The 24,229-nt window shown below is 67.4% G+C and carries 23 protein-coding genes; 17 read left to right on the plus strand and 6 right to left on the minus strand.

Features of this window, described 5'->3' with window-relative positions:
* The first annotated feature begins 37 nt into the window (after positions 1–37).
* Complete coding sequence (locus AWC08_RS03970) at positions 38–1,204, plus strand: glycosyltransferase (RefSeq protein WP_069433828.1); 1,167 nt, start codon at positions 38–40, stop codon at positions 1,202–1,204.
* Between the two features lie 17 nt (positions 1,205–1,221).
* Positions 1,222–1,416 (plus strand): DUF3046 domain-containing protein, encoded by a 195-nt coding sequence (locus AWC08_RS03975; RefSeq protein ID WP_065133059.1) that lies wholly within the window; start codon positions 1,222–1,224, stop codon positions 1,414–1,416.
* 82 nt (positions 1,417–1,498) lie between these two features.
* On the opposite strand, the gene AWC08_RS03980 is transcribed toward AWC08_RS03975, so the two are convergent.
* Positions 1,499–2,149: a (2Fe-2S)-binding protein gene (locus AWC08_RS03980; RefSeq protein ID WP_069433829.1), complete on the minus strand. Its 651-nt coding sequence runs from the start codon at positions 2,147–2,149 to the stop codon at positions 1,499–1,501.
* Positions 2,150–2,317: 168 nt separating this feature from the next.
* On the opposite strand from AWC08_RS03980, the gene recA reads away from it, so the two are divergent.
* From recA to AWC08_RS04000, 4 genes are all read left to right on the plus strand, one after another.
* A complete protein-coding gene (recA, locus tag AWC08_RS03985; protein WP_055578396.1) occupies positions 2,318–3,358 on the plus strand; it encodes a recombinase RecA in 1,041 nt (346 codons plus the stop codon).
* Positions 3,324–3,848, plus strand: a complete 525-nt coding sequence (gene recX / locus AWC08_RS03990; protein WP_069433825.1) for a recombination regulator RecX — start codon at positions 3,324–3,326, stop codon at positions 3,846–3,848. The genes recA and recX overlap by 35 nt, the downstream gene beginning before the upstream one ends.
* Before the next feature lie 95 nt (positions 3,849–3,943).
* The gene (miaB, locus tag AWC08_RS03995; protein WP_083271165.1) at positions 3,944–5,479 is read left to right on the plus strand and encodes a tRNA (N6-isopentenyl adenosine(37)-C2)-methylthiotransferase MiaB; all 1,536 of its coding nucleotides are present in this window, start codon (positions 3,944–3,946) and stop codon (positions 5,477–5,479) included.
* A 19-nt stretch (positions 5,480–5,498) separates the two neighbouring features.
* Complete coding sequence (locus AWC08_RS04000; protein WP_065134248.1) at positions 5,499–6,089, plus strand: Rv2732c family membrane protein; 591 nt, start codon at positions 5,499–5,501, stop codon at positions 6,087–6,089.
* Here AWC08_RS04000 and AWC08_RS04005 read toward each other — a convergent pair.
* Positions 6,086–7,456 (minus strand): DUF349 domain-containing protein, encoded by a 1,371-nt coding sequence (locus AWC08_RS04005; RefSeq protein ID WP_085087387.1) that lies wholly within the window; start codon positions 7,454–7,456, stop codon positions 6,086–6,088. The genes AWC08_RS04000 and AWC08_RS04005 overlap by 4 nt on opposite strands.
* Before the next feature lie 167 nt (positions 7,457–7,623).
* The gene (locus AWC08_RS04010) at positions 7,624–9,369 is read right to left on the minus strand and encodes a serine/threonine-protein kinase (protein WP_069433104.1); all 1,746 of its coding nucleotides are present in this window, start codon (positions 9,367–9,369) and stop codon (positions 7,624–7,626) included.
* 314 nt (positions 9,370–9,683) lie between these two features.
* Between AWC08_RS04010 and AWC08_RS04015 the strand changes: the two genes are divergently transcribed.
* The 7 genes from AWC08_RS04015 to AWC08_RS04045 all read left to right on the plus strand — a co-directional run bounded on the left by AWC08_RS04015 (position 9,684) and on the right by AWC08_RS04045 (position 17,129).
* Positions 9,684–10,595, plus strand: coding sequence for a DMT family transporter (locus tag AWC08_RS04015; protein WP_069433103.1), 912 nt, complete (start codon positions 9,684–9,686; stop codon positions 10,593–10,595).
* 274 nt (positions 10,596–10,869) lie between these two features.
* Complete coding sequence (locus AWC08_RS04020) at positions 10,870–11,808, plus strand: DMT family transporter (protein ID WP_167544931.1); 939 nt, start codon at positions 10,870–10,872, stop codon at positions 11,806–11,808.
* 48 nt (positions 11,809–11,856) lie between these two features.
* The gene (locus AWC08_RS04025; RefSeq protein WP_069433102.1) at positions 11,857–12,540 is read left to right on the plus strand and encodes a class III extradiol ring-cleavage dioxygenase family protein; all 684 of its coding nucleotides are present in this window, start codon (positions 11,857–11,859) and stop codon (positions 12,538–12,540) included.
* Positions 12,537–13,457: a tRNA (adenosine(37)-N6)-dimethylallyltransferase MiaA gene (miaA, locus tag AWC08_RS04030; RefSeq protein WP_069433101.1), complete on the plus strand. Its 921-nt coding sequence runs from the start codon at positions 12,537–12,539 to the stop codon at positions 13,455–13,457. The genes AWC08_RS04025 and miaA overlap by 4 nt, the downstream gene beginning before the upstream one ends.
* 67 nt (positions 13,458–13,524) lie before the next feature.
* Positions 13,525–14,397, plus strand: coding sequence for a diaminopimelate epimerase (gene dapF / locus AWC08_RS04035; RefSeq protein WP_065132696.1), 873 nt, complete (start codon positions 13,525–13,527; stop codon positions 14,395–14,397).
* Positions 14,398–14,443: 46 nt separating this feature from the next.
* A complete protein-coding gene (gene hflX, locus AWC08_RS04040; RefSeq protein ID WP_069433100.1) occupies positions 14,444–15,880 on the plus strand; it encodes a GTPase HflX in 1,437 nt (478 codons plus the stop codon).
* A gap of 88 nt (positions 15,881–15,968) precedes the next feature.
* Complete coding sequence (locus AWC08_RS04045; RefSeq protein ID WP_065132691.1) at positions 15,969–17,129, plus strand: acyl-CoA dehydrogenase family protein; 1,161 nt, start codon at positions 15,969–15,971, stop codon at positions 17,127–17,129.
* Positions 17,130–17,132: 3 nt separating this feature from the next.
* On the opposite strand, the gene AWC08_RS04050 is transcribed toward AWC08_RS04045, so the two are convergent.
* A complete protein-coding gene (locus AWC08_RS04050) occupies positions 17,133–18,308 on the minus strand; it encodes a TerC/Alx family metal homeostasis membrane protein (RefSeq protein WP_065132692.1) in 1,176 nt (391 codons plus the stop codon).
* 302 nt (positions 18,309–18,610) lie between these two features.
* Here AWC08_RS04050 and AWC08_RS04055 point away from each other — a divergent pair, with 302 nt between their 5' ends.
* Positions 18,611–20,887 (plus strand): LGFP repeat-containing protein, encoded by a 2,277-nt coding sequence (locus AWC08_RS04055; protein ID WP_172835081.1) that lies wholly within the window; start codon positions 18,611–18,613, stop codon positions 20,885–20,887.
* A 12-nt stretch (positions 20,888–20,899) separates the two neighbouring features.
* Here the strand turns inward: AWC08_RS04055 and lexA are convergent, their stop codons facing one another.
* Positions 20,900–21,589, minus strand: a complete 690-nt coding sequence (lexA, locus tag AWC08_RS04060; RefSeq protein ID WP_065132693.1) for a transcriptional repressor LexA — start codon at positions 21,587–21,589, stop codon at positions 20,900–20,902.
* A gap of 294 nt (positions 21,590–21,883) precedes the next feature.
* Here lexA and AWC08_RS04065 point away from each other — a divergent pair, with 294 nt between their 5' ends.
* The 3 genes from AWC08_RS04065 to AWC08_RS04075 all read left to right on the plus strand — a co-directional run bounded on the left by AWC08_RS04065 (position 21,884) and on the right by AWC08_RS04075 (position 23,520).
* Complete coding sequence (locus tag AWC08_RS04065) at positions 21,884–22,390, plus strand: LysM peptidoglycan-binding domain-containing protein (protein ID WP_069433099.1); 507 nt, start codon at positions 21,884–21,886, stop codon at positions 22,388–22,390.
* 161 nt (positions 22,391–22,551) lie between these two features.
* Entirely contained in the window at positions 22,552–23,013 is a 462-nt protein-coding gene (gene nrdR, locus AWC08_RS04070; protein ID WP_065048736.1) for a transcriptional regulator NrdR, read from the plus strand.
* A 21-nt stretch (positions 23,014–23,034) separates the two neighbouring features.
* On the plus strand, positions 23,035–23,520 hold the full coding sequence (locus tag AWC08_RS04075; protein WP_069433098.1) for a peroxynitrite isomerase: 486 nt from the start codon (positions 23,035–23,037) through the stop codon (positions 23,518–23,520).
* A 3-nt stretch (positions 23,521–23,523) separates the two neighbouring features.
* On the opposite strand, the gene AWC08_RS04080 is transcribed toward AWC08_RS04075, so the two are convergent.
* On the minus strand, positions 23,524–24,210 hold the full coding sequence (locus AWC08_RS04080; RefSeq protein ID WP_065134399.1) for a PhzF family phenazine biosynthesis protein: 687 nt from the start codon (positions 24,208–24,210) through the stop codon (positions 23,524–23,526).
* Positions 24,211–24,229 lie beyond the last annotated feature (19 nt).

Genomic DNA, 24,229 nt, shown 5'->3' on the forward strand with positions numbered 1-24,229 from the left:
CAGCGTAGGCGAGCCGGGGTGTGGCAGGGTGAAGCGGATGCGCGTCGCCGTGGTCGCCGGACCCGATCCCGGACACTCGTTTCCCGCAATAGCGCTGTGCCAACGCTTCCTGGCGGCCGGAGATACGCCCACGCTGATGACCGGGGTGGAGTGGCTGGAGACCGCCCGCGCCGCGGGGATCGACGCCATTGAGCTGGACGGTTTGGTGGCCACCGATGACGATGTCGATGCGGGGGCCCGAATTCACGCGCGCGCCGCACGGATGGCGGTGCTCATCGCCCCGACGTTGCGTGACCTGGCTCCGGATCTGGTCGTGTCCGACGTCATCACCTCCGGCGGCGGCCTGGCTGCCGAGCTGCTCGGAATCCCGTGGGTCGAGCTGAGTCCGCATCCGCTGTATCTGCCGTCGAAAGGGTTGCCGCCGATCGGTAGCGGCCTGGCGCCCGGAACCGGCCTACGAGGCAAGCTGCGCGACACCGTGATGCGGGCGCTGACGGCACGGTCGGTGCGGGTCGGTCTGAAGCAGCGTTCGGCCGTCCGGGTGGAGATCGGACTGCCCGCGCGCGACCCCGGGCCGGCACGGCGGCTGATCGCCACGCTGCCCGCATTGGAGGTACCGCGCCCGGACTGGCCGGCCGAAGCGGTGGTCGTGGGTCCGTTGCACTTTGAGCCGACCGACCGGGTGCTGCAGATCCCGCCGGGATCCGGGCCGGTGGTGGTGGTCGCCCCCTCGACGGCGACCACCGGCACCACCGGAATGGCCGAACTCGCGCTGCAATCCCTCAGGCCGGGGGAGACGCTGCCCACCGGTGCACGGGTGGTGGTGTCCCGGCTGGGCGGTGAGGAGCTGGTGGTACCGCCCTGGGCCACAGTCGGCCTGGGCCGTCAGGACGAGCTGTTGACGCATGCCGACGTGGCGGTCTGCGGCGGCGGCCACGGGATGGTGGCCAAGACGTTGCTGGCCGGGGTGCCGTTGGTGGTGGTCCCAGGCGGCGGGGATCAGTGGGAGATTGCCAATCGGGTGGTACGGCAGGGCAGCGGCCGGCTGATCCGGCCGTTGACCGGTGAATCGCTGGTAGCCGAGGTCCGCGAGGTGCTGTCCTCGCCCCGCTACCGGGCGGCCGCGCAGCGAGCCGCCGCCAGCGTCACGGGGGTGGCCGATCCGGTGGGGGTGTGCCGCGCGGCGCTGGGAGTCCGGCACTGACCGGTAGGTTGGCTGGCGTGCGGCTGACCGAGTTCAACGAGCGGGTGGTGCTGCGCTTCGGCGCGGCGTATGGCGCCTCGGTGCTGGTCGACCATGTGCTGACCGGGCTCGGCGGCCGGACCGCTGCCCAGGCGATCGAAGAAGGTATCGAGCCGCGCGAGGTCTGGCGGGCATTGTGCGCCGACTTCGACGTGCCCCGCGATCAGTGGTGATTTCGCGGCGTTGAGCCTGCGTCCAGGGCGTGAATCGCACCGTGAATCGCGCCCTCACCGCAGAGTCAGCGCCACTAACAACTCAGCGCAGCGCGCAGTCGCCGCACATGCCGCCGCCCGGGACGCGGTAGTAGAGGCAGCAGCTGTTGCGCCGGAAGTCCAGGTCCGCGCTGGTGATCGCACCGGTGCCGGCCAGCTTGCCGGTGCTCAGCAGCTCTGAAGTGACCTTTGCGATCGACGCGCGGAGATCCGGGCGCGCCGCCAGCAGTTGCCGCGACGTTCCCACCAGCGCCGAGGCGATATTGCCGTGGAGCAGTCCGGGCGCGAGCTTGATTCGGAGCCCCGCGGCGAACGGTTCCAAGTGATCGGCCACGACGACGCGATACAGCAGGTCGGGGCAGGGCGAGGCGGTCTCTCCGGCGGGCTCGGGCAGCCGTAGCTGGGCCCCGTCGTCGGCGCGTTGCAGGTTGGCCAGGTCCGGGATGACAGCGCGCGCCAGCACACACGCGAGCACCGGTGACCACAGCCGGGCGGCGTGGCCGAGGTGGACCAGGGATGCGCCGATCCGCAGGTCGGCGGCGCCGTAGCGCCTGCTGGTGGCCTCGATGAGGTCCGCGTAACCGGCCGCGTAAGACTGTGCGACGGGATGCCACCCGGCCGGGTCTCCGCCCACGGTCAGGGCGAAAAACCCGCCATAGGTGGAAATTTCGGCCAGTTCCGCAGCGATGTTCATGTGTTCTTCGAGGTGATCCTGCCACACGCGGCGTGTCGAACTTGAGTCGAACAGGTGTTCGGCTACTGTGGTGATCACTCGGAGATCTCAACTTGTCGGTGGCCTTCTCTAGTGTCACGGCCAACCGACCGATAACGGTCACCGAACACCGACTACAGGAGAGGCACCATGGCTCAAGCCCCCGATCGCGAGAAGGCTCTCGAACTGGCTATGGCCCAGATCGAGAAGAGTTACGGCAAAGGCTCGGTGATGCGCCTCGGGGACGAGGTCCGCCAGCCCATTTCAGTGATCCCGACCGGGTCCATCGCTCTGGACGTGGCATTGGGCATCGGCGGTCTGCCCCGGGGCCGGGTCATCGAGATCTACGGCCCGGAGTCCTCGGGTAAGACCACCGTCGCCCTGCACGCGGTAGCCAACGCCCAGGCTGCCGGCGGGGTCGCGGCGTTCATCGACGCCGAGCACGCGTTGGATCCGGACTACGCCAAGAAGCTGGGCGTCGATACCGATTCGCTGTTGGTCAGCCAGCCGGACACCGGAGAGCAGGCGCTCGAGATCGCCGACATGCTGATTCGTTCGGGTGCGCTGGACATCGTGGTCATCGACTCCGTGGCGGCGCTGGTGCCGCGCGCGGAACTCGAAGGCGAGATGGGTGACAGCCACGTCGGCCTGCAGGCCCGGCTGATGAGCCAGGCGCTCCGGAAAATGACTGGCGCACTGAACAATTCGGGCACCACGGCGATCTTCATCAACCAGCTCCGGGACAAGATCGGCGTGATGTTCGGCTCACCGGAGACGACCACGGGTGGCAAGGCGCTGAAGTTCTACGCATCGGTGCGCTTGGACGTCCGGCGGATCGAGACGCTCAAGGACGGCACCAATGCGGTGGGTAACCGCACCCGGGTCAAAGTGGTCAAGAACAAGGTGTCGCCACCGTTCAAACAGGCCGAGTTCGACATTCTCTACGGCAAGGGCATCAGCAGGGAAGGCTCGCTGATCGACATGGGTGTCGATCAGGGATTTATCCGCAAGTCCGGCGCCTGGTTCACCTACGAGGGTGAGCAACTCGGCCAGGGCAAGGAGAATGCCCGCAACTTCCTGCTCGAAAACGGCGACATCGGCAACGAGATCGAGAAGAAGATCAAGGAAAAGCTCGGCATTGGTGCAGTGGTGACCGATGACAGCGTCCTGCCCGCCCCCGTCGACTTCTGAGTCCTCTCGTCGCGAAGAGCAGGCGCGGGCGCTGTGCCTGCGCCTGCTCACCGCGCGATCACGGACCAGGGCCGAGTTAACCGGCCAGCTGGCCAAGCGGGGGTACCCCGACGAGGTCAGCAACCGGGTACTGGACCGGCTGGCCGATGTCGGTTTGATCGACGACGCCGACTTCGCCGAGCAGTGGGTACAGTCCCGGCGGGCAAACAAGGGAAAGAGCAAGCGCGCGCTGGCGGCCGAATTGCACACCAAGGGTGTGGACAACGAGGTCATCGACACGGTGCTGGCCGGTATCGACGCCGGCGCCGAACGGGACCGGGCAGAACAACTGGTCAGAGCCAAATTGCGACGCGAGGTGCTTAGCGAGGACGACACGAAAGTGACTCGCAGGCTCATCGGAATGCTGGCCCGCCGCGGGTACAGCCAATCGGTGGCATGCGAGGTGGTGCTGGGTGAGTTGGCGGCCGAACGGGAGCGCCGGCGGGTCTGACGGCCCGCCCGGCGCTGACCGGTCCAGAGCCAGTCGCGCGGCCGCCGTGATGGCCGACAACCAGGGCCTGCGTCGCTCGCCAGTACGATGGCCCCGTGACTTCGACGGTGGCAGCCGGTGCTGCGGGCGCGGCGGGCGATGCCGCGGCTGCGTCCGGGTTGGGCCGCACCTACCAGGTGCGCACCTACGGCTGCCAGATGAACGTCCACGATTCCGAACGGCTCGCCGGACTGCTGGAAGCGGCCGGCTACCGACGTGCGCCCGACGGTACCGATGCCGACATCGTCGTCTTCAACACCTGCGCGGTCCGCGAGAACGCCGACAACAAGCTCTACGGCAACCTCAGCCACCTCGCGCCGCGCAAGCGGGGCAATCCCGACATGCAGATCGCGGTCGGCGGCTGTCTGGCGCAAAAGGACCGGGACGCGGTGCTGCGCAAGGCGCCCTGGGTCGACGTCGTCTTCGGCACCCACAACATAGGATCGCTGCCCACGCTGCTCGAGCGGGCCCGGCACAACAACGAAGCCCAGGTGGAGATCGCCGAAGCGCTGCAGGCATTCCCGTCGTCGCTGCCCAGCGCCCGCGAATCCGCCTACGCCGCTTGGGTTTCCATCTCCGTGGGCTGCAACAACAGCTGCACTTTCTGTATCGTGCCGTCCCTGCGGGGCAAAGAGGTCGACCGCAGCCCGGCCGACATCCTGTCCGAAGTGCGGTCGTTGGTGGACACCGGCGTGCTCGAAGTCACCCTGCTCGGCCAGAACGTCAACGCCTACGGCGTCTCCTTCGCCGACCCGGCCCTACCCCGCAATCGGGGCGCCTTCGCCGAACTGCTGCGCGCCTGCGGCGACATCGAAGGCCTCGAACGAGTCCGCTTCACTTCGCCGCACCCGGCCGAGTTCACCGACGACGTCATCGAGGCGATGGCCCAGACCCCCAACGTCTGCCCGGCGCTGCACATGCCACTGCAATCGGGCTCGGACCGGATTCTGCGCGCGATGCGGCGCTCCTACCGTGCGGAGCGCTATCTCGGCATCATCGACCGGGTTCGGGCGGCCATGCCGCACGCTGCGATCACCACCGATCTGATCGTCGGCTTCCCGGGCGAGACCGAAGAGGACTTCGACGCCACGCTCGACGTGGTGGCCCAGGCCCGCTTCGCGGCCGCATTCACCTTCCAGTACTCCCAGCGCCCCGGCACACCGGCCGCGGAACTTCCTGACCAGATCACCAAAGGCGTTGTGCAGCAACGTTATGAGCGCCTGGTGGAACTGCAGGAGCGGATTTCCCTGCAGCACAACCGCGCGCTGGTAGGACAGACCGTCGAACTGCTGGTCGCCACCGGCGAAGGACGCAAGGACAGCCGCACCGCGCGGATGACCGGCCGCGCCCGCGACGGCCGGCTGGTCCACTTCACCGCCGGGGACCTGCAGGTGCGTCCCGGCGACGTGATCACCGCCGAGGTCACCGACGCCGCACCCCACCATCTCATCGCCGACGCCGGCATCCTGACGCATCGCCGCACTCGCGCCGGCGACGCGCAGATGTCGGGCTTCCGTGGCGTCGGATTGGGTATCCCCACCGTGGGCGTGCCCGTCGCCGCGCCGGTCCAACCGGCCGGTTGCGGCCAATAACTGAACGGAGACAGTTCACGTGGCCGAATTCGACGCCTACCGGTCTGAAATCGAGGCGGCCGAACGCCGCGTCGCGCGCGAGATCGAGCCCGGCGCCAGGGCTCTGGTCGTCGCCATCCTGGTCTTCGTCCTGCTGGGGTCGTTCATCCTGCCGCACGCGGGCAGCGTGCGCGGCTGGGACGTGCTCTTCAGCAGCCACGGCGCCGCATCCGCGGCCGTCGGCCTGCCGCAGCAGGTTTTCACCTGGCTGGCACTGGTGTTCAGCGTCGGCTTCTCGATCCTGGCGTTGCTGACCCGGCGCTGGGCGGTGGCCTGGGTGGCGCTGGCCGGTTCCATGCTGGCCAGCGGCACCGGCCTGCTGGCGGTCTGGTCTCGGCAGACCGCGCCAGCAGGGCACCCGGGACCGGGAATCGGGCTGTTCGTCGCCTGGATCACCGTGATCCTGCTGACGTTCCACTGGGCCCGGGTGGTGTGGCAGCGCACCCTCGTCCAACTGGCCGCCGAAGAGCAGCGCCGCCGCGTCGTCGCGCAAGATCAGTCCAAGACACTGCTGGACAGCCTGAATACCGACCGGCCCGACGAGGCTGACGAGGCCGGCCCGAAAACTTAAGACCGCCGGGTCAACGCCCGGGCAGCGGCATCGGCCCACTGCCGCCACTGTTCAGCGTTCGCCCTGGCCTCGTCGGCTTCCTTGGCTTTGCCGGCCGCGGCCGCCTTCGCGGCCTGCTGTTCGAACTGCTCGGCACGGGCCCGGAACTGCTCTGCGCGGGCCTGGGCCTGCGGATCGGCCCAGTCTGACTCGCCGGCGTCGCGCACCTTCTTCTCGACGGCGCGCAGTCGCCGCTCCAGCTCGGCCGAGCGTTCCCGGGGGACCTTGCCGATCGCGTCCCACTTGTCGGCGATGCTGCGCAGCGCGGCCCGTGCGGCGTCGTGGTTGGTGGTGTCGATTTTCTCGGCCTCGGCCAGCAGCGCTTCCTTGGCGGACGCATTGGCCCGGAACTCGGCGTCCTTCTCCGCGGTAACTGCGTTGCGGGCGCTGAAGAACGTGTCCTGGGCGGCCTTGAACCGGCGCCACAGGGCGTCGTCGACGTCCTTGCTGGCGCGTCCCGCGGCCTTCCATTCGGTGAGCAGCTTGCGGAACTCCGCGCTGGTAGCGGTCCAATCCGTGGAGTCGGACAGCGCCTCGGCCCGCTCGCACAACCGTTCTTTGGACGCGCGCACACCGGAACGCTCCCGGTCGAGTTCGGCGAAGTGCGATCCGCGCCGGCGGTTGAAAATTTCGCGGGCCGCGGAGTAGCGCTTCCACAGTGCGTCGTCGACCTTGCGGTCCAGACCGGTGATCGTCTTCCATTCGTCGAGGATGGCCCGCATCCGGTCGCCGGCGGACTTCCACTGAGTCGAGTTGGCGGCCAGGTCCTCGGCCTCGGCGGCCAACGCCTCTTTGCGGGCGGTCTGGGCCGCGCGGTGCTCCATGCGGCGGGAGCGGTGCGCAGTGACGTAGACGTCGATGCGGGCCCGAATGTCAGACAACCGGCCCGCCAGCGCGTCCATGTCGCCCAACACGCATGCGCTCGGGAGGGATTCGAGCAGCGATCCCGCGGTGGCGTTGATCTTGCGCGGGTCTCCGGTGCCCGACACCAACCGCTCCTCCATCAGAGCGATCTCGGTGCTCAGATCGTCATACCGCCGGCCGAAGTACGCGAATGCCGCTTCGGCGTCGCCGGCCTGCCACGAACCCACGACGCGCTCACCGGCGGAACTGAGCAGCCACACCGTGCCGTCGTCGTCGACGCGTCCGAATCGGTGCGGATCGCTGTGCGGCAACGTCGATGTCGGATGGGCCGACGCGTGGGCCGTGGCCCGGGGCGCCGCGCCCGGCCGCGGACCGGGTCGTGGCCCGGGTCGTGGCCCTGGAACCGGTCTGGAAACCGGTTCGGCCGTCACTGCGTCGTTGCTGCTGGGCTGCTCACCCGTCATTGCGCTCGTCACCTACCCTCTGCCAGTAGCGCGGTCGACTTCCCGCGCAGCTGCCGCGCGAAGCGGCACCCGTCCGGTCGGCAATTCTGGTGCGGACACCGCGGTTTGCGACCGGATTCCAACAAGTATTCAAGCAGCTTGGCCGGTGGTGTGCCCCCACCTTCTACTTACCGGTGCTTTTTCCACCAGGCGTCGAGCTCTTCCAGGCTGGGACCCTGTGGGTCGCCCTGGACGAGAGCGATCATCAATTGCGCCTCGTTGGTCCACGCCAGTGACGGACTGCTGTCCTGAACGGCGCAGAACGCCCTGCCACCGATCTGGGGGCTGTCGGCGTGGTGCCAGTCCGTCGGTGACTTGGCTTCACCGGGGCAGTTCACCATGATGTCGGTGCGAAGCAGTCCGTCGAAGAACTGACGTAGCGTTTCGGTCTCTCCGAACACGGTGAACACCGCGCGGTTGGGGCCGCCCGGGTCGATGTTCTTGTCGCAGATCACTCTGGCCAGGGCATCTTTCGGTGGCAGGAAAGGCCTGCAGGCACCCGGGGCGTACCCCAGCGGCAGCAGGCTGAGCAGTCGCGCCATGGCGTCCGCGGACCCCGTCGGCGGTGTGCTGGACGACGGCGTGGGCGCGACGGTGGTGGTCTTGGGTGCCGCGGCGGGATTCGGACGCAGACTCAGCCGGATTCCCTGTGCTGCCAACACCAGCAGAACCACCAGGGCGAGTGCTCCGATCAGCACCCACGGGTTGCGCAGACGCGCCCGCAGCGGTGATGGCGGCCGACTCGGCCGTGGCTCGGGTGCGGGCTGCGGCGCCGCCACCGGCTCGGCCGGGGGAGCGGGTGGCTCGGCCGGCGGCGCCGGTGTCTCCACCTGGGCAGTCAACGCGGTGAGGCCCTTGGGCAGGATCACTCGTTCGGGAACGTCAACGGCGCGGTGTGCCGTCAAGGATTCCGGATCCGGCCCGGCCTCGGGGGCAAGTGGCAGCGACACGGACGCCGTTGCCGCCTCAACCGCGGTGTGTTGTTGCGGCCCGGAGGCTTCGCTGCGCTTGAGGATGCGAAACTCCTGCGCCTGGTGCGGTGCACTCAGCGCTTGGTGCGCCGCCTCTGCCAGCTCGCCCGCGCTGGCATAGCGTTCCTCTGGCCGTTTCGCCATTCCGCGCGCGATGACGGCGTCGAATGCCGGTGGAATCCCGGGACGCAGCTGGCTGGGACGTGGAATGGGCGCCATCAGATGCGCGGTGATCAGCATTCCAGCGCTGTCCGCCCGGTACGGCGGCGTTCCGGTCAGACATTCGTGCAGCACGCAGGTCAGTGAATAGATATCGGCGCGATGGCTTACCTCGGCGTCGGAAAACCGCTCGGGGGCCATGTAGCGCCAGGTCCCGACCGCGGTGCCGATCTGAGTCAGCTTCTCGTCGGTGGCCGCGCTGGCAATCCCGAAATCCACCAGGTAGACGAAGTCGTCCTGGGTCACCAGGATGTTCTCCGGTTTGACGTCGCGATGCAGCACCCCGGCGGCGTGGGCCGCGTCCAGCGCCGAGGCCACCTGATGCACGAGCGCCACCGCCCAGGGCGGCGTCACCGGACCGAACCGCTCCAGCAACAGCGCCAGGTGAGTGCCTTCGATCAGCCGCATGTCCAGGTACAACTGACCGTCGATCTCGCCGTAGTCGTGGATCGGCACGACGTGAGGTTCCTGCAACCGGCCGGCGTTTCGGGCTTCGCGTTGCATGCGCATCCGGAAAACCGGATCGTGGCTGAGTCGCTCGCTGAGCAATTTGAGCGCGACGACGCGCTGTCTGACGGTGTCGACCGCCTCGTACACCTCACCCATACCGCCGACGCCGAGTTGCCGCTTGAGGAAGTAGGGCCCGAATCGGGTCCCCACTCGCGAACCTCGCGCGGAGCTCATCGTCGACTCCTCAACCCAATGGGCAAATGCACCGGTAACCCCACCCGGTCGACTTAACTACCGCATCGCGGGGTCAAGCAACCATGACGGTAATTCCTCGCCGAACCGGACGCACCAATAATGCAGCATTGGCCCCGACCTGGAGCCGTTCCGTTAGCTGTGTTGCAGCCTTCGCGTCCGTTGGCGCCTGAATACCGTGATGCGACGGGCATTTGAGAGCGAAATTGCGGTTGTGTCGCTTATCGGGGACCTACCGGTCATTATTGAACCGCGAACGGGAGATTTCATACCCGGTTGCCGGCGGGAGGTCATCAATGGGCAATGTCGATTACGGGGTCGAATATGCGACGTTGCTGGCACTGGCCGCCGCGGTGCTGGCCGGTGTCAGCTATGTGATCCTGCAGCGCTCCGCGCAACAGGTGACCGACGAACAGGTCGGACACTTCACGTTGTTCCACCTGTCGCTGCGACACGTCCAGTGGTGGTTGGGCAGCCTGGCGGCACTGGGCAGCTTCGTGTTCCAGGCGCTCGCACTCACCATGGGTTCGGTGGTGCTGGTGCAATCGCTGCAAGCCACCGCGCTGCTGTTCGCCCTGCCGATCGACGCCAAGCTGACCCACCACCGCTGCACTGCCAAGGAGTGGATGTGGGCGGTCCTGCTGGCCGCCGCGGTGGCGGTCATCGTGCTGGCCGGTGACCCCACGGCGGGCTACGCCCGGGCTCCGCTGCACACCTGGGTCGTCGTCGCCGCGGTGATGGTCCCCGGCCTGCTGCTGTGCGTGCTGGGTGCGCGGCTGGCGTCGGGCACGGTCTCGGCGGTCTTGCTGGCGCTGGGCTCGGCGGCGGCGCTGGCGGTCTTCACGGTGTTGACCAAGGGCGTGGTGGCCGAACTGGGCAATGGCTTGGCGCAGCTGGGGCGCGCTCCCGAGCTGTATGCGTGGATCGCAGTGCTGCCGATCGGGCTGATGCTGCAGCAATCGGCGTTGCGGCGGGGCGCGCTCACCGCGACGCTGCCGACGATCACCGTGTTCAGGCCGGTGATCGCGTCGGTGCTGGGAGTGACCGTGCTGGGCGAGGTGGTGCATGCCGGAGAGGGTCAGGTGCTGAGTTTGGCCGCCGCGGTGACCGTGGTGATCGTCGCCACCGTGGCGCTGGCCCGGGACGAGGCCGCCATGATGGAGCCCGCGCACCCGGCGGAAACCCCAGGCCAGTTAGCCGTTTCCTGACCCGGCCGGGCTCGGGTCGGCGGGTAACAAAACGGTTCCCGTTGAGTTGCACCTGATAGCCATCGGGCGCCGCCGGGTACCGTTACCTAGGACGCCCCAGTCGGACTTTCACAGCTGCCGCATAGCTGGTTCTGGGAGGATCTCAGCTCTGTCAGAAAGTCTGAGTGGGGCATAGTGACTGTTCAGAGCATGGGCAGAGCCATAGAGTATTCGATGAACTGCCGGCGAACATCGCGGGAACGCCGGTGGCGAAGTTGGGGAATTGAGGATCGCCATGTCAATGGTCGGAATCGCCGCGATAATCGCGCTCTTTGCAGCGCTGGCATCAGCCACCGGGGATGTGATTCGCCAGCGTTCAGCGCATGAGATCACCGACCAAGAAGTCGGCCACCTCAAGCTGTTCGGTATGTCGCTGCGCGACGCCAAGTGGTGGACAGGCGGCGCGTGCGCCGTGCTCAACTACAGCCTGCAGGCGATCGCCCTGGTGTGGGCCTCGGTCATGCTGGTGACGGCGCTGCAGGTGACCGCGCTGCTCTTCGCCCTGCCGATCTACGCCCGGTTGGCACATCACCGGATCACCCGGTCGCAGTGGCTGTGGGCGACCGTGCTCGCCGCGTCTCTTGCCGTGGTGATCATCGTCGGTGACCCGGCTGCCGGTCATGACCGGGCGCCGCTGAGTACCTGGATCGTCGTCGCGGCGGTGATGGGACCCATCCTGGTGTCCTGCGTGATCGCCGCGAAGGTGTGGTCCGGCCGGCCCCAGGCAGCGGTGCTGCTGGCGCTGGTGGCCGGTTCGTCGCTGGCGCTGTTCGCCGTGCTGACCAAGGGAGTGGTCGACGTTCTGCACCACCACGGTCTGTGGGCCGCCGTGAGCTCACCGGAGTTCTTCCCCTGGTTGGTTGTGATGTTGTGCGGCATGATCTTTCAGCAATCGGCCTTCCGCGCCGGTTCGCTGACCGCTTCATTGCCCACGATGACCGTCGCCAAGCCCACGGTGGCAACCATCCTGGGCGTCCTCGTGCTCGGTGAGACACTGGAGGCCGCCGACGGCCCCGAGGGTTTGGTGCTGGCCATCGCGGCAGGGGTGGTGATCATCGCGACGGTGGCGCTGGCCCGCGGCGAGGCCGCCAACATGGAAGCCGACGCCGAAGAGGCTCACTTGGCGCACGGGCCGGACAAGGGCGCTGCGGTCACCACCGCCGCCGACGGCTGAGCCGCGGCCCCGGACACCGCCGGCGGCCGGAGACGTTAGTTTGATGCCGTGCTGAGCGCCATCGCCATCGTTCCGTGCGCGCCGGTGCTCGTGCCCGAACTCGCCGGAGCGGCCGGCGCCGAAGTCGCCGGCCTCACAGCGGCGGTCCTGGCCGCGGCAGCGGTATTGCCGCCCCGGTGGATCGCCGTGGGAACCGGTCGGCCGGCCGCCGTGGTGGCTCCGGACAGCGCCGGCACCTTCGCCGGATTCGGCGTCGACGTGCCGGTCCGCCTGACGCCGGAGCCGGGCGTTGTCCGGGACATGCCGTTGTGTGCGCTGATGGCCGCCTGGGTTCGCGGTCAGGCTCGGCCCGACGGGTCGGTGGAAGTTCGTGTCTACGCCGGCGACGAGGATCCCGCCACGTCGGTGGCCCGCGGACGGCGATTGCGGGCCGAAATCGAGGCGCAGCCCGATCCGATCGGTGTGCTGGTCGTCGCCGACGGTGCCAACACCCTGACCGCCAGGGCGCCCGGCGGTTACGACCCCGAGGGCGCCGGGGCGCAGCAAGTCCTCGACGACGCCCTGGCCGGCGGCGATCTCGCCGCTCTGAGCCGGCTGTCGCCGCGGATCCTCGGGCGGGTGGCTTTCGGCGTGCTGGCCGGGCTGGCCGAGCCGGGACCGCGCGCGGCCAAGGAGCTCTACCGCGGCGCGCCCTACGGGGTCGGCTATTTTGCCGGCGTCTGGCAGCCGTGAGACCGCTGGCGATCATCGGCCCGACCGGCGTCGGCAAGTCGGAGCTGGCGCTGGATGTGGTCGAACGGCTCGGCGGTGCAGCGGAAATCGTCAACGCCGACGCGATGCAGCTCTATCGCGGTATGGACATCGGAACCGCCAAGCTGCCCGTGGAAAGGCGTCGCGGCATCCCGCACCATCAACTCGACGTCCTCGACGTCACCCAAACCGCGACCGTGGCCCGCTATCAACAGGCTGCGGTCGCCGACATCGAAGCGATCCAGGGCAGGGGAGCGGTGCCGGTCGTGGTCGGCGGATCCATGCTCTACATCCAGTCGCTGCTGGACAACTGGACATTCCCCGCGACCGATCCGGCGGTACGGGCGCGCTGGGAGCAGCGGCTCGACGAGATCGGGGTCGCCGGGCTGCATGCCGAGCTGGCCTGTCGCGATCCGGCCGCGGCGGCCGTCATTTTGCCCACCGACGGCCGGCGCACGGTGCGGGCGCTGGAGGTCATCGAACTCACCGGGCAGCCTTTCGCGGCGTCGGCGCCCCGCATCGGTGCGCCGCGCTGGGGCACGGTCATCATCGGATTAGATTGTGACACAACGGTTCTGGACGAGAGGCTGGCGCGGCGCACCGAGCTGATGTTCGACCAAGGGCTGGTCGAAGAGGTGCAAACGCTAGCGGCGCGCGGTTTGCGCGTCGGGGTGACGGCGTCACGGGCACTGGGTTACGCGCAGGTGTTGGCGGCCCTCGATGCCGGCGGAACCCCGCAGCTGCTGCACGAGGCACAGGAGCAGACCTTCGTCGGCACCCGCCGCTACGTGCGTCGCCAACGTTCCTGGTTTCGCCGCGACCACCGGGTGCACTGGACCGATCCGACCGCGGACGACGCCGTCGACGACGTGGTGCGGGCCTGGCGGCACGTAACCTGATCTGGTGATGCGCGCCGACGACGAAGATGCCGGCCCGGATCGAGTCGGCATTGAGGAGCGGCGCCCCATGAAGTTCGCCAAGGGTCACGGCACCCAGAACGACTTCGTGCTGCTGCCCGACTTGGATTGTCGGGCTGCCCTGTCCTCTACCCGGGTCGCCGCCTTGTGCGATCGGCGCCGCGGCCTGGGCGCCGATGGCGTCCTGCGGGTCACCACCGCCGGGGCGGCGCGGGGCGCCGGAGTGCTGGACCGGCTGCCCGACGGGGTGGGCGAATCCGACTGGTACATGGACTACCGCAACGCCGACGGATCGATCGCGCAGATGTGCGGCAATGGGGTGCGGGTGTTCGCGCACTATCTGCGGGCCAGTGGGCTGGAATCGCGCGACGAGTTCGTCGTCGGATCCCTCGCCGGGCCGCGACCCGTCAGGCTGCACCGCGTCGACGGGACGGAGGCCGACGTCGCCGTGGACATGGGCAAGGCCAACAAGGTCGGCACCGGCCACGCGGTGGTCGGTGGCAGGAGGTTCACCGGCCTGGCCGTCGACGTCGGCAATCCGCACCTGGCGTGCGTGGATCCGCAACTCACCGTCGAGAGCCTGGCCGCCCTGGACGTCGCGGCGCCGGTGCAATTCGATGCGGCTCAGTTCCCCCAGGGCGTCAACGTCGAGGTGCTCACGGCCCCGCTTGACGGCCTGGTTTGCATGCGGGTGCACGAACGCGGCGTGGGAGAAACCCGCTCATGCGGCACCGGGACAGTGGCGGCGGCCGTCGCGGCACTGGCGACCACCGGCGCTGACAGCGGCGTCCTGACCGTGCGGGTACCCGGTGGCGATGTCACTGTCACCATCACCGAAGCGACCAGCTTTCTGCGCGGGCCTTCGGTGCTGGTGGCGCATGGCGAGGTGAGCGGGGAATGGTGGCGCGCGCAAGAGCGTTAAATCAGATGCATGACGCCAATTCGGCGTGCAACATTGCACATTGCCTATGAAAAATTCTGACTCATATCCCGAATTTCCCGGACCCGCCGGACCGGAGCCCAGCACCGGCGAGCTTGCCCTCGAAGACCGGTCGGCTCTGCGCCGGGTCGCCGGGCTGTCGACCGAACTCACCGACATCTCCGAGGTCGAGTACCGCCAGCTGCGGCTGGAACGCGTGGTGCTGGTCGGTGTCTGGACCGAGGGCAGCGCGGCCGACAACCAGGCCAGCCTCGCCGAGTTGGCGGCGCTGGCCGAAACCGCCGGCTCTCAGGTGCTCGAAGGGCTCATTCAGCGCCGCGACCGCCCGGATCCGTCGACCTACATCGGCTCGGGCAAGGCCCAGGAGCTCCGCGAGGTGGTGCTGGCTACCGGCGCCGACACCGTGATCTGCGACGGCGAGTTGTCACCGGCGCAGCTGACCGCGCTGGAAAAGGCCGTCAAGGTCAAAGTCATCGACCGCACTGCGCTGATCCTGGACATTTTCGCCCAGCACGCCACCAGCCGCGAAGGCAAGGCCCAGGTCTCGCTGGCGCAGATGGAGTACATGCTGCCGCGGCTGCGCGGCTGGGGTGAGTCGATGTCGCGGCAGGCCGGTGGGCGGGCCGGAGGTAGCGGCGGCGGGGTGGGTCTTCGTGGCCCCGGTGAAACCAAGATCGAAACCGACCGGCGCCGCATCCGCGAACGCATGTCCAAGCTCAAGCGCGAGATCAGGGCCATGAAGCAGGTCCGCGACACCCAGCGCAGCCGTCGCCTGCACGCCGACATGGCGGCGATCGCGATCGTCGGTTACACCAACGCGGGCAAGTCCAGTGTGCTCAACGCGCTGACTGGGGCGGGGGTGCTGGTCCAGGACGCCCTGTTCGCCACCTTGGAGCCCACCACCCGGCGCACCGAGTTCGACGACGGGCGGCCGTTCGTGCTCACCGACACCGTCGGCTTCGTCCGGCACCTACCTACCCAGTTGGTCGAGGCGTTCCGGTCCACCCTGGAAGAGGTGGTCGATGCAGACCTGCTGGTGCACGTGGTCGACGGCTCCGACGTCAACCCGCTGGCGCAGATCAGCGCCGTGCGCCAGGTGATCTCCGACGTGGTGGCCGATCACGGGTCCGAAGCGCCGCCCGAATTGGTGGTGGTGAACAAGATCGACGCCGCCGGCGACCTGATGCTGGCCAGGCTGCGCCACGAACTCCCCGGCGCGGTCTTCGTCTCCGCGCGCACCGGTGACGGCATCGACGCGCTGCGACGGCGGATGGCCGAGCTGGCAGTGCCGACCGATACCGCCGTGGATGTCGTCATCCCGTATGACCGCGGCGACCTGGTGGCCCGGGTCCACTCCGACGGACGGGTTCACCAAGCAGAACACCAGGCCGAGGGCACCCGCATCCAAGCCCGGGTCCCGGTGGCGCTGGCCGCTGCGCTGCGGCAATACGGGTCGGAGGCCTAGCCGGGCGGATGCGCGCGCCGACCAACCGCCCGGTTGGTATATGTTGGGCGCAAGAGTCTTCCACCTATGACAGCCGGAGGTCGCACCCATGGGCAGCGCCGTCAAATACCAGCGGACACTTTTCGAACCCGAGCACGAGCTCTTCCGGGAGTCCTATCGCGCCTTCCTGGACCGCCACGTCGCGCCGTACCACGACGAATGGGAGAAGGCCCACATCGTCGACCGCGGGGTGTGGCTGGAAGCCGGCAAACAAGGCTTCCTGGGCATGGCGGTGCCGGAGGAGTACGGCGGCGGGGGCAATCCGGACTTCCGGTACAACACGATCGTCACCGAGGAGACCACCCGCGGGCGCTACAGCGGCATCGGGTTCGGGCTGCACAACGACATCGTCGCGCCCTACCTGCTGCACCTGGCCACCGAGGAGCAGAAGCAGCGCTGGCTGCCCAAGTTCTGCACCGGTGAGCTGATCACGGCGATCGCGATGACCGAGCCGGGGACCGGTAGTGACCTGCAGGGCATCAAGACCCGCGCCGTCAAAGAGGGCGATCACTACGTGCTCAATGGGTCAAAGACGTTCATTACCAACGGAATCAACTCCGACCTGGTGATCGTGGTCGCCCAGACCGATCCGGAGAAGGGCGCGCAGGGCTTTAGCCTGCTGGTCGTCGAGCGCGGCATGGAGGGCTTCGAGCGGGGTCGGCACCTGGACAAGATCGGCCTGGACGCGCAGGACACCGCCGAACTGTCGTTCACCGACGTAAAGGTGCCGGTCGAAAACCTGTTGGGCCAAGAGGGAATGGGTTTCATCTACCTCATGCAGAACCTGCCCCAGGAGCGGATCAATATCGCCGTCATGGCGGCTACCGCGATGGAAGCCGTGCTGGAAGAGACACTGCAATACACCAAGGAGCGCAAGGCTTTCGGCAAACCGATCGGCAGCTTCCAGAACAGCCGGTTCCTGCTGGCCGAACTGGCCACCGAGGCTACCGTGGTGCGCATCATGGTCGATCAGTTCCTTGCCCTGCACCTCGAGGGGAAGCTGACGGCCGAGCAGGCCGCGATGGCGAAGTGGTATGCCACCGAAAAGCAGGTTCACCTGATCGACCGCTGCCTGCAGTTGCATGGCGGATATGGCTACATGCGCGAATACAACGTTGCCCGTGCCTATCTCGACGCCCGGGTGCAGACCATCTACGGCGGCACGACCGAGATCATGAAAGAGATCATCGGCCGCGGACTGGGTGTGTAGCGGCTAGTCCGCCTGGCGGTGTGCCTCGTGTGCGCGTTGTAGCAGCGTCGCGAGTTCTTCGTCCTGCGTATTCTTCTTGCTGGATTTCGTTGACAGCGCGCTAATCTCGCGTTCCGCCTGCAGTAGCTCGGCATACGCCTTGGCCTGTTGTACCGGGTCCTGCGCGGAGGTCAGATACTCGAGCGCGTGGCGGCGGGCCCGGGTGACGGCGTTCTGTCTGCGTCCCCGCGGCGAAAACAACGACACGAGCGTCGTTATGAGCAGTACGGCGACGATCACCAATAGCGACACCGTGATGCTCAGCTCCACGACCGGGACCGGCCTGCCGTGGTTGATGAACGGAAGGTTGTTGCCGTGCAACGCTTCCAGAATCAGCTTCACGCCGATGAAGCCCAAGATCACGGCCAGGCCGTAGGTCAGGTAGACCAGCCGGTCCAGCAAATTGTCGATCAGGAAGTACAGCTGGCGAAGACCCAACAGGGAGAACGCGGTTGCCGCGAAAACCAGGTAGATGTTCTGGGTCAGACCGAACATAGCCGGCACCGAATCGAAGGCGAACAACAGGTCGGTGCCGCCGACGGCGATCATGACCAGCAGCAGGGGGGTCATGACCCGTCTGCCGTCCTCGACGACGAACAACGCGTCGCCGTTGTATTCCGTTGACGTATGCAGGAAGCGGTTAGCCAGCCGGATCACCATGTTGTCGGCGTTATGGTCTTCTGTCTCAGCTGGTTTGGCGAGTTTGCCGGCCATGACCAGCAGCCCCACCCCGAACAGGTAGAAGACCGAGTTGAAATTGTTGATCAGTGCACCGCCCAGGATGATGAAGACGGTACGTGCGATCAACGCGAAGGCAATGCCGAACAGCAGCACCTTCTGCTGGGCCACCCGTGGCACTCCGAAACTGCTGATGATGACCAGGAATACGAAAAGGTTGTCCACCGACAGGGCTTCGTTGCTCAAGTAACCCGCGAAGTATTCGACTGCCATGTGCGGGCTGAACACCACGGCGACGCCGACACCGAAAAGTACCGCAATACCGATGTAGGTTGTCGACCAGATTGCGGCCTCGCGTAGCGTCGGCACGTGCGTCTTACGTACCTGGAAGGCATAGTCGAACAGCATCAGGCAGGCGATCAGGATGATGGTGATGGCCCAGCCAAGTCCGGAAACACCCATGCGTGCTGGTTTTCCTCTCGCGGGGTCGGCCGGCATGCCAGGCGGGATGTTGTCTCCGGCACGGTAACCCAACCGACGCCTACGGCGCAGCGCGGTTTCTCGCGACACGAGCGCGGCGCGGCATCAATTCGACATCGGCTCGGTATCCGTTTCCGCACTATGTACGATTTGACTTCGCATATCTCGTTCGCTAGAGCAAAGTTATGCGAGCCCGGCAGCGATGCGCATCGTGGCCGGGAAACGGCCCACGGCGGTGGATCCGCCTGCTTGCCAGGTGGGCAGGGCATCGGCTGGGAGGCTTGGTGAACGGGCAGAGGGGTCAATTGAGCAAGTTGGTTGGACGTGCGCTGGCTGGCCTGACGGCCGCGGCGTTGACCACCGGGTTGGCCCTGGCGTTGCTGGCGCCTCCCGCGTCGGCGTCGCCCATCGGTGACGCCGAGGCGGCCATGATGGCCGCGTGGGACAAGGCGGGCGGCACCTCGTCCACGCTCGGCGCCAGGAAAGGCGACGTCTATCCCGTCGGTGACGGGTTCGCCCTGGACTTCGACGGCGGGAGGATGTACTTCACCCCCACCACCGGAGCCAGGTACATGTTCGGCCCGATTCTGGACAAATACGAGTCACTGGGCGGCCCGGCCAACAGTGACCTCGGGTTTCCGACCATCAATGAGGTCCCTGGACTGGCCGGACCCGACAGCCGGGTCAGTACTTTCGCGGCCAGCGACAACCCGGTGATTTTCTGGACGCCTGATCACGGCGCGTTCGTGGTCCGTGGGGCGCTCAACGCGGCATGGGACAAGCTCGGCAGCTCGGGCGGGGTGCTGGGAGCTCCGACCGGGGACGAAACCTACGACGGAGAGGTCGCGACTCAGAAATTCACCGGCGGGGAGGTGTCCTGGAACCGCAAGACCAAGGAGTTCACCACCAACCCACCGGCGCTGGCCGACCAGCTCAAGGGCTTGCAGATAGCGATCGATCCCACGGCCGCCATCAATATGGCCTGGCGTGCCGCCGGGGGTGCGAATGGTCCATTGGGTGCCAAGAAGGGCGGCCCGAATCCGATCGGTGGCGACGGCATCGTTCAGGAGTTCAACGGCGGCAAGATCTTTTTCAGCCCGGCGACCGGCGCCAACGCCGTCGAGGGCCCGATTCTGCAGAAATACGAGTCACTGGGCGGACCGGTCAGCAGCGACCTGGGCTTCCCGATCGCCAACGAGGCCGACGGGGGCATCACTCCGGCCAGCCGGATCGCGACCTTCTCGGCTGCCGACAAACCGGTGATCTTCTGGACTCCCGACCACGGCGCGTTCGTCGTGCGCGGGGCGATGAAGGCTGCCTGGGACAAACTCAAGGGGGCCACGGGCAAGCTCGGCGCGCCCGTTGGCGACCAGACGGTGGACGGCGACGTGGTATCGCAGAAATTCACCGGCGGCAAGGTCTCGTGGAATCGCGCGAAGAACGCCTTCACCACTGATCCCGCCAACCTCGCGCCGCTGTTGTCCGGCCTGCAGGTGTCGGGGCAGAACCAGCCCAGCACGTCCGCCTCGCCGCCCCCGGGCAAGAAGTTCACCTTCCACTGGTGGTGGTTGGCGGCCGCGGTGCCGGTGCTGCTGCTCGTCTTGATGTCCGTATTGGTGGTGTTCGGGCTGCGGCGCCGTCGCGCCGGCCGCGAGCTGGCGGCCTACAACCGCCGCCCCCACGACGTGGCCGAGGACTTCGGGCCCGGCCCCGAGGATCGCTGGTCGCACGATGACGCCGACTACGGCTCCGAGCGGTTCCCGCCCGTCGAGCACCACCCCGAAGATCATGAGGTGCCGGAGTACGGCTCCACAGGGCGGGTGAGTTGGTCCAGAGCCGGCGGGGCTGCGGTCGATCACGATGAGCACGACGAGGCCGCATATGCCGACGACTACGCGCCGCGCGCCGACGAAGACGCCGAGTTCGACGAGTACGAGGAGGTCGACGACTTCCACGACTTCAACGACGACGAAGACCCCGACGCGGTGGACACCACGCCCACGCCCATCGTGACGCGCGGCGCGTTCGGCCAGCTCGTCGAGGGTGAGCCCGAGGTTGCGGAAACGATCCCGCCGGAATCCTTCGCCGCGGAGGCCTCGGTGCCGCACACTCAGCGGCCTGTGGAGCCGGACGTCGAGGTTCCCGAAGCTCACGCCGAACACGAGTTCCCGGACATCTTCTACCCACGCGGAGGCCCCGCGGAAGAAGAGGAGGTGCCCCACGCGCCGGCCCCGGATGCGGGCGAGACGCCCGAGCCCAGGAAGGGGCGGCACGCCGCCGCGGACGACCCGGGCTACGCTCCGGCCGCGGCGGAGGCGGCGTATGCGGCGGCGCCGCAGGCCGCAGCTTCTATGGCGGGCGGCGCGGCAGTGCGCCCCACCATCCACCTGCCGCTAGACGATGACCCGTACCGGGCTCCGGACGGCTACCCGATCAAGGCCAGTGCCCGGTTCGGCCTGTACTACACGCCCGACAGCGCGCTGTATCACGACACGCTGGCCGAGATCTGGTTCGCCAACGAGGCCGTCGCGCAGGCCAACGGTTTCGTCAGGGCCGACTGAGGGTCGGCGGCGCTAGACCTTGCGGATGACGGTGACGACCTTCCCGAGCACGGTGGCGTCGTTTCCGGGTATCGGATCGAATGCCGGGTTGTGCGGCATCAGCCACACTTGACCGCCTGCCCGCTTGAAAGTCTTGACCGTGGCCTCACCGTCGATCATGGCCGCGACGATATCGCCGTTGTCCGCGACGTTCTGCTGACGTATCACTACCCAGTCGCCGTCGCAGATGGCGGCTTCCACCATCGAGTCGCCGACGACCTTGAGAAGGAACAGCGTCCCCTCGCCGACCAGCTCACGCGGTAGCGGGAAAACGTCCTCGACGGCCTCCTCGGCGAGGATCGGACCACCGGCGGCGATGCGGCCCAGCACCGGCACGAAGGTGGGTTCTGGCAACGCGTCCGAGCCGGCCACATCGGTGGCGGGCGGTGTCACCACATCGTCGGCCGCCCGCACGTCGACGGCCCGCGGTCGGTTGGCGTCTCGGCGCAGATAGCCCTTGCGTTCCAAGGTCCGCAGCTGGTGTGCCACCGAGGATGTCGACGTCAGGCCGACGGCGTCACCGATCTCTCGGATGCTCGGCGGATAGCCGCGGGTGGTCACCGACGCGCGGATGACTTCCAGGATGGTGCGCTGCCTTTCGGTCAGCGTGGGGTCGACGGCGTGCAATCGGTTGTCCGCTGGAGGATCGTTGCTGTCGCTCATGCCACTGAATGTAACCGCACCCGACCGAAGAATCAAACATGTGTTCGACACGCGTGTCGTGCCCGCCCTCGTGCGCCACCTATCGGCCCGGAACTGCGAAATCACAAGTGTGTAACTTCCGGGTCGATCGGGTATCCGAAATTCATCCAGCTGGTTGCACCGACAAAACCTTGTCGGTGGTGAGGTCTACCGTTTTGCTCGTACGACACGCGTCGCTCAGATGTTCGATATCGAACAAGTGAGCGACTAGGGTCGAACACACGAGCGATATTTCGTCGACCGGAGGCAACCGACATGACAATCAGCTACGCGGGCCCGCAGCGCACCTGGAACGCGCAGAGGCTGGTGAACAGGCCTGCCAACAGGCCTATCGACGAGTCGCCCGCTCACCGCGCGGGGCAGCTCCGGTCGAGCAGGCCTGGTCCGACGCGCCCGGCCGGCGCGCCGTTGCGCTACCACGGCACCGGCGTCGCAATGTCGACGGCGTCGCACCGCCGGCGTCCGGTCTCCGCGCTGACCACGGTGGGACTGGCCCTGCTGGCCGGCGTCATCACGCTGTGGCTCGGGCTGATGGCCAATTTCGGCAGCGTGCTGAACGACGAACCCGCTGACGCATCGGCGAAGGTGCCCGCGGCACTCGCCGTGGTGCGAGTGGAACCGGGCGAGTCGTTGCAGCAGCTGGCTACCCGGGTCGCGCCCGGTGCGCCGGTTCACGACGTCGTCGAACGCATCCGCAACCTCAACGCGTTGGACTCCAACTCGGTGTCCGCCGGCCAAACCCTTATCGCTCCGATCGGGTGAACCGCGCCGTGCGGGCCGAATACCGCTCTGCGTCAACGCTCTCGGCCGTGGTGATCGGCTGGTGAACCGATCGTGCCAGCGCTCGCCACACCGGGAGTTGCACAGGTACTCTCGTGGGGGTTCTGCGGAACCTGGACGTCAGGTACGGCAAAGGAGCGGCTATGCACTGCCCGTTCTGCCGTCATCCCGATTCCCGGGTGATCGACTCGCGGGAAACCGACGAAGGCCAGGCCATCCGCCGCCGCCGGTCGTGTCCCGAGTGCGGACGCAGATTCACCACCGTGGAAACGGCCGTGCTGGCCGTGGTCAAGCGCAGTGGCGTCACCGAACCCTTCAGCCGGGAAAAGGTGATCAGTGGCGTGCGCCGGGCCTGCCAGGGCCGCCAGGTCGACGACGATGCGCTGAACCTGCTGGCCCAGCAGGTGGAAGACTCGGTGCGCGCCGCAGGGCCGGAGGTGCCGAGCAACGAGGTCGGGCTGGCCATCCTGGGTCCGTTGCGGGACCTCGACGAGGTGGCGTACCTGCGCTTCGCTTCGGTGTACCGGTCGTTTTCGTCAGCCGACGACTTCGAGCGGGAGATCGAAGCCCTGCGCGCCCATCGCAACGTGTCGACGCCGGGCTGAGCGGGGCCCTAGGCTCGCTACATGCCGACAGACCTACACCCCGATCTGGAAGAGTTGGCGCCGCTGCTGGGCACCTGGACCGGAAAGGGAGCGGGGGAGTACCCCACCATCCAGCCGTTCGAGTACTTCGAGGAAATTGCTCTCACCCACGTGGGTAAGCCGTTTCTGGTCTACGCGAAAAAGACCAAGGCGGCCTCCGACGGCAGACCGCTGCACGCCGAATTGGGTTACCTGCGCGTGCCCCAGCAGGGGAAGGTCGAATTCGTCCTTGCCCATCCGAGCGGAATCGCAGAGATCGAACTCGGCACGTACGCGGTGGCCGATGGCGTCGTCGAGCTGGAGTTGGCGACCAGCGAAATCGGGCTGACCCCGACCGCCAAAGAAGTGACGTCACTGAGCCGTTCCTTCCGGATCGACGGTGATGAGCTCTCCTACTCGCTGCGCATGGGTGCCGTCGGGCAGCCCGAGCAGCATCACGTGGCCGCGGTGTTGCACCGCGCACACTGAACGTCAGTCCAGCTGTCGCACACCGTCTTCGGATACCCGGCCGGCGACCCGTACCCAACCGTCCGCGCTCCATGTGGTTTGGATCAGCGATCCGTGTCCCTGAGTGATCAGGAGGTCCCGGCTCAGGTATTCGGTGATGCGCACCGCCGCCGAGCCGGTAGCCTGGTCTTCGGCCACACCCAGATTCGGCGCGAACATCCGGCTGCGGATCGACCCGGTGGCCTTATCCGACCACGCCCACAAATAGTGCGCGACGTCGTCGGGAAAATCGGTGGGATCGGCCCGCAACACCGCCTCCGGTGAGTCCAGGTCGTGAATTGCGAACTCCGGCGCCCACTCCGCGGGCGCGCTGATCGCGGTGAGGTCCTCGGAATAACTCACCCGGACGAGACCCGCGGGCACCTGCAGCGTGTTGATCGGAGTTCCGCGCCGTCGCAACCACCACGACGCTCCGACGCTCGGGTGCCCGGCGAATGGCAACTGGGTGCGTGGGGTGTAGATGGCCGCGTGCGCGGTCGTTGCGCCCGCACCGGGCAGATCGACGAAAATGGTTTCGCTGTAACCCAATTCGTGGGCGATTTGCTGCCGGTCGCTGGGGTCGACCACGCTGGCGTCCACCACACCCAGCGCATTGCCGAAGTTTCCGTCCGCGTCGGTGAACACCCGCAACACGGTGACGTCGATGTTCATGGCCCGACCATACGACGGA

Origin of the sequence: Mycobacterium gordonae (assembly GCF_002101675.1) — a bacterium.
Taxonomy (GTDB): Bacteria; Actinomycetota; Actinomycetes; order Mycobacteriales; family Mycobacteriaceae; genus Mycobacterium; species Mycobacterium gordonae.